We start from the raw sequence: 5,511 nt of genomic DNA, 5'->3' as shown, positions 1-5,511 counted from the left end.
ATAGGCAGTCCTAAACTTCTCTTTACCTCTGCAATATAAGCGGTATGAACCTTAAAACCATACTTTTCAAGAATATATTCCTTGATTCTCTTGTAGGTAACACGTTCTTTTGGCTTATATTGCTCCGCTCTCTGGACAATTTTATCCACTGGAATCTTGCCTTCGCCCTCGCCAAACTCCACGTCAATGTGGATATAACTATCTGGTTTTTTGTGGGATAAAAGAACTACCGTCTCACAATGTTTTGTGCGGGGGAACAGGTCCACCGGCTGGATGGTTTCAGGGCGGTACCCGGCATCCGCCAGGGCGCGGGTATCCCGGGCGGCGGTGGCAGGGTTGCAGCTGACCATGACGATGGTGCGCGGCGCCATATCCACCAGTGCTTTCAGGGTGGCCTCGTCGCAGCCCTTGCGGGGCGGGTCCACCACGATCACGTCGGGACGGGCTCCTTCTGCCGCAAACCGGGCCGCAGCGGTCCCGGCATCCATGCAATAGAAGTCAGCCTGTTCGGGGGTCAGTCCCAACCGTGCCGCCGTCTCCTTGGCGGCGTCCACGGCCTGGGGGACGACCTCTACCCCCACCAGCCGACGGCAGTCCGGCAGCATGGAAAGCCCGATGGTTCCCATACCGCAATACAGGTCCAGCAGAAAATCGTCAGGGCGCAGGGCTGCGTACCGTCGGGCAGTGGCATAGAGGAGTTCGGCGGCGGGGGTGTTGACCTGGTAGAACTCGTGAACGCTCATGCGCAGAGGAACGCCTGCCAGTGTATCTTCGATCAGACCGGGCCCCAGCACCGTGCGGGTGTTCTGCCCCAAAATCACATTGGTGCGGGCTGTGTTGCGGTTGACCAGGATGGTGGTCAGCTCAAATTCTTTTTGCAGCGTCTGGCAGATCTCCGCTTCGTGGGGCAATCCGTTTCCATTGACCACAAAACAGAGCAGACGCTGACCGCTGTGCCAGCCCTGCCGCATATACAGATGCCGGATGCGCCCCTTGCCGGTCTCCTCGTTGTATGGTTCCACATCATATCTTTCAAACAGAGCGCAGGCCCTGGCAGCCAGGGCATTCATCCAGTCCGGCTGCAGCCGGCAGTCCGGTGTCCGGATGATGCGGTGACTGCGTCCGGCATAAAAGCCGGTAATGATGTGCCCGTCGCTGTCCCGTCCAACCGGCAGCTGTACCTTGTTGCGGTAGCGCTCCACCAGGGGCGAGGGCAGCACATCGGCCACCGGCGTATGCACTCCGCCCAGACGGACAAAGGCATCCCGGACAAAACCGGTCTTGGCAGCACATTCAGCCTCGTAGGTGATGTGCCGCAGACTGCATCCGCCGCAGGGAGCACAGACGGGACAGTCGGGTTCGCAGCGGCCGGGTCCGGGTTGAAGAAGGGTCTCCACCCGGGCAAACGCATAATTCTTCAGGGCCTTTGTGATTCGTGCGCAGATGCGGTCACCGGGGGCGGTGGCGGGCACAAATACGGCCATGCCTTCAAAGTGGCCCACGCCGCTTCCGTCACTGGACAGGGACTCCACGGTCATTTCAATGATCTGGTTCTTTTTCAAAAAAGAGGAAGTCTGGTTCGGCATAATGCTCCTTTACATATAAGAAAAACAGGACGGGGAGAGACACAAAAAACAAGCCCAAAACGCGGCACGTTGCGGCGCTTTGGGCCGGAAATCACAGCTGGGGATCTTTTTCCAGCGCAGCCAGATACTTGCTTGGGGGCACACCCTTGACCTTTTTGAAGACCCGGGAAAAATAGAACTGGTCAAAGAAGCCCACCGAAACGGCAATCTCCGCAATGGAAAGGTGGCTGTTTTTCAGCAGGGAACAGGCCTCACTGATGCGGTATCCGGTCAGGTAATCAATAGGACTTTGCCCCACGTTTGCCATAAACACCCGGTACAGGTGGCTGCGGCTTACGCCCACCGCCTTGGCGATGTCATCCACCGAGATGTCATGGGAATAGTTGAACTGGATATACTTGATGGCGGCCAGCACATACTGGCTGCTGGAACTGCCGGGATTGGGCATGGTGTCCCGGGCTTCCTTCATGAGCTGGGCCATGAACAGGTACAGGTACCCGGTCATCAGCGCTTCGCACTGGGGTTCCGGCCCGCGGGAAAGATATATATTGTAAAGTGCTTCCCGCACGCTTTGCGGATCCTTGCAGTGGTGCAGAGGATGCTGGTCGGTGAACGGAGTCTGCTGCACCAGTTTGTTGGCGCAGGCGCCGTTGAATCCCACCCAGTAATATTCCCAGGGTTCGGTTTCATCCGCGGCGTAGGTGATCAGCTGGTTCGGCTTGGCCAGGAACAAGTCGCCCTCCTGCAGATTGAACGCCGCACCGCCCACCTGGTATACGCCTTTTCCGGCCACCACCAGGTGGATCAGGTAATGGTCGCGCACACCGGGCCCCCAGGTGTGCCCCGGCAGACAGCACTCATGACCGCAGTTGAAGATGGAAAGTTCCACGTTGTCGGTATAGCTTTGCTTATAGGATTGCTTGAGCAGGTTTGCCATGTTTTGCCCCCAAAAGGATGTTGCGGCACAGGCCGCGGGATTTCTTTTATTATAGCAAGGCATTCATCAAAAGTCCATAATCTCGTTGAAAAAAACTGTTTACTTACCGGTAAAATTTGTTATACTGGGTATAGATAGAGCCTCTGAGAGCAGAGTCTACCAAAAAAATGCGAAGCTTTTTGTGCATGATGCTAAAGCTGAACAGAAACGGGAGGTTGTTACGACCATGGCCATTTCCAGCGTTCTCAAAAAACAGATTCAGGACGGCGCCTATGACGCCGCTTTTGCCAAGCTGTACGCGGCTGACCCGGCGGTCATTGCGGCGCAGCGGGCACGTTACATAAGGACCATTGAAAATTTTGAAAAGGAGTTTGGTGCGGACCGCGAAGTGCGGCTGTACTCCGCTCCCGGCCGGACGGAAATCGGCGGCAACCATACCGACCACAACAACGGCGTTGTCATGGCAGCGGCCGTCAACCTGGATATCATCGCTGTGGTTGCCAAAAATGACAACAACACCGTCCGTTTCATTTCTGAAGGCTTCGGCAAGATCGATGACATTGACCTTTCGGTGCTGACCCCGCAGAAACCGGAAGCGGAGCACAGCGCGTCCCTGATCCGCGGTGTTGCTGCCGGTATCGTGAAGGAAGGCGGCAAGGTGGGCGGCTTCGACGCTTTTTCCACCAGCGATGTGCTGCGTGGTTCCGGCCTGTCCAGCTCCGCGGCCTTCGAGGTGTGCGTGGGTGCCATCTTCCGCGGCGAATACAATGACAACGATATGGAACGCCTGAACCAGGTGGAGATCGCCAAGATCGGTCAGTATGCCGAAAACGTCTTTTTCGGCAAGCCTTCCGGCCTGATGGACCAGACCGCCTGCGCCGTGGGCAGCGCCATTACCATTGATTTCAAGGATCCTTCTGCACCCATTGTCAATAAGGTGAAGTTTGACCTGGCCGGCAAGGGCTTTGCCCTGTGCATCAGCGATACCAAGGGCAGCCACGCGGATCTGACCGATGATTATGCCGCTATCCGCCGTGAGATGGAATCGGTGGCGGCCTGCTTCGGCAAAAAGGTCCTGCGGGATGTGGACGAAGAAACCTTCATTGCCGCCATTCCCGAAGTCCGCAAGAAGGTGGGGGACCGTGCGGTGGTGCGCGCCATCCACTTCTACAACGATTGCCGGCGCGCTACAGAGCTGTGCGATGCCATCAAGGCGGATGAATTTGACCGGTTCCTGGAACTGATTCTGGAAGGTGGTCATTCCAGCTTTGAGTATAACCAGAATGCTTACAGCATCAAGAACGTAAAAGAACAGGGCGTACCTCTGGCGCTGGCCATCAGCCAGCGGGTGCTGCAGGGCCGCGGCGCCTGGCGTCTGCAGGGCGGCGGTTTTGCCGGTACCATCCAGGCCTTTGTGCCCCTGGATCTGCTGGACAAGTACCGCACTGCCATTGATGCGGTCTTTGGCGCCGGCAGCTGCCATGTGCTCAGTGTGCGCAATTACGGTGCTGTGCCGGTAGAAGAAACGATGTAACCTGCATTCCGGAAAAGGTAAGGGCGGCTTTTTCTCCGTGCCCGTCTGCATGGAGGAAGGTCCGCCCTTTTTTGTACCGACATCCCATAAGAAAAGACCCGCAGGGGAAACCTGCGGGTCTTTCTTCATCAGGGCAAAGGTGGCCGGACCGCATCAAAAAGCCGGCTGATCCGGATGGATCCTATCAGATTCAGAGATCGCCCGGATAGGGCGGCAGGGAACACCCGCCGCCACAACACCGGCGGGGATATCATGGGTGACCACGCTTCCGGCACCGATGACCGAGCCGCTGCCGATTGTAACACCGCCGCACACCACGGCGTTGGCACCAATCCAGACATTGTCCTCCAGCCGGATGGGCTTGGATGTGCTGATCCCTTCGGACCGCTGCGCGGGATCAAGGGAATGTCCGGCACAGCTCAGGCATACCCCTGGCGCAATGAAAGCACCGGCTCCGATGTGAACGGGGGAGGTGTCCAGGATCACGCAGTTATAGTTGATGACCGTTAATCCGTGGGTATGAATATTGAATCCGTAATCGCAGTGAAAATCCGGTTCGATAAAGGTCAGGGGATGGCAGGTTCCCAGCAGCTTTTCCAGGATATCCCGGCGGGTCCTGGCGTCATCGGGTGCTGTGCGGTTGTACTCCCAACACAGCCGTTGGGCAGCGGCTTTCAGCGTGGGCGGAATGTCCCGGTTCTGGGCGGCGTATCCGGCGGGGTCTCTTAAAATGTCTGCTATTTCCATGGCTCTATCCTTTCCGGCAGCATAACGGCGTGATATAAAATAAAAAAACCGACTTGCAACAACAAGTCGGCTGATTCTGTGTTGCGACGTCAACAATGGATATCGCTGGCCTCGCTTTTACGTTATATCATACTTTGACACAGTTAGACCAACTTTAATAAGGGGTGACACAGTAATTTAGCTCGGCACCAGTTTTCTTAATTATGGGAAGCATTTCCTTTCTTTGGTGCAATAAGGAACTCCATATCCACCTTTTCCAGCTGCAAGAATTCCAAATATATTGCTACGGTTGCTGACCATTAGCCTGACCGATCGCACCTCCAACACCTTACGGAAGCCCCGTAATATCCCTGGTATTCTGCGGAATTAAGGGAAACGACTTACTGCTTATTTCTAAAACAGCAATCCAGTTCTGACGGCGGCCAACCGTCAGAACCATCCGCAGTATCCTCAGCAAACTCATGTGCCGTAAAGTAATGTAAGAGAATTTGATAAGCGGCCACCCCCTATTCCGTATTTTTTCCTGAATCTGTTCAAAAAAGCTTGTTTGTGACGTAACGTAATAAGATATACTATTATACTATAAGCAGGAGGTACGATATGGATAAGCATAAAGCTATACCACAAGGTTATATGACAGTTGGCGAAGTCGCAAAGAAAATGGACGTTACTGTACGGACATTACAACATTACGATAGAGAAGGCTT

General features: G+C 55.3%; 5 protein-coding genes. 2 read left to right on the top strand and 3 right to left on the bottom strand.

Features of this window, described 5'->3' with window-relative positions; translation table 11 throughout:
- Both rlmD and Q0K17_RS10300 read right to left on the bottom strand, forming a co-directional pair.
- Positions 1 to 1,562 (bottom strand): 23S rRNA (uracil(1939)-C(5))-methyltransferase RlmD (gene rlmD, locus Q0K17_RS10305; protein WP_294542799.1); only part of this gene is annotated, 1,562 nt, incomplete at its 3' end.
- Positions 1,563 to 1,677: 115 nt separating this feature from the next.
- Positions 1,678 to 2,523: an AraC family transcriptional regulator gene (locus tag Q0K17_RS10300; protein ID WP_294542797.1), complete on the bottom strand. Its 846-nt coding sequence runs from the start codon at positions 2,521 to 2,523 to the stop codon at positions 1,678 to 1,680.
- A gap of 226 nt (positions 2,524 to 2,749) precedes the next feature.
- Between Q0K17_RS10300 and Q0K17_RS10295 the strand changes: the two genes are divergently transcribed.
- Entirely contained in the window at positions 2,750 to 4,057 is a 1,308-nt protein-coding gene (locus Q0K17_RS10295; protein ID WP_294542795.1) for a galactokinase family protein, read from the top strand.
- A gap of 153 nt (positions 4,058 to 4,210) precedes the next feature.
- On the opposite strand, the gene Q0K17_RS10290 is transcribed toward Q0K17_RS10295, so the two are convergent.
- Positions 4,211 to 4,804, bottom strand: a complete 594-nt coding sequence (locus Q0K17_RS10290; protein WP_294542794.1) for a sugar O-acetyltransferase — start codon at positions 4,802 to 4,804, stop codon at positions 4,211 to 4,213.
- A gap of 600 nt (positions 4,805 to 5,404) precedes the next feature.
- Between Q0K17_RS10290 and Q0K17_RS10285 the strand changes: the two genes are divergently transcribed.
- On the top strand, positions 5,405 to 5,511 hold a 107-nt coding region (locus Q0K17_RS10285), incomplete at its 3' end, for a MerR family DNA-binding transcriptional regulator (RefSeq protein ID WP_294542800.1).

Source organism: uncultured Gemmiger sp. (genome assembly GCA_944388105.1).
Classification (GTDB): domain Bacteria; phylum Bacillota; class Clostridia; order Oscillospirales; family Ruminococcaceae; genus Gemmiger.
Note: the sequence above shows the minus strand (reverse complement) of the source record. Positions and strands in the feature narration are given on the sequence as shown.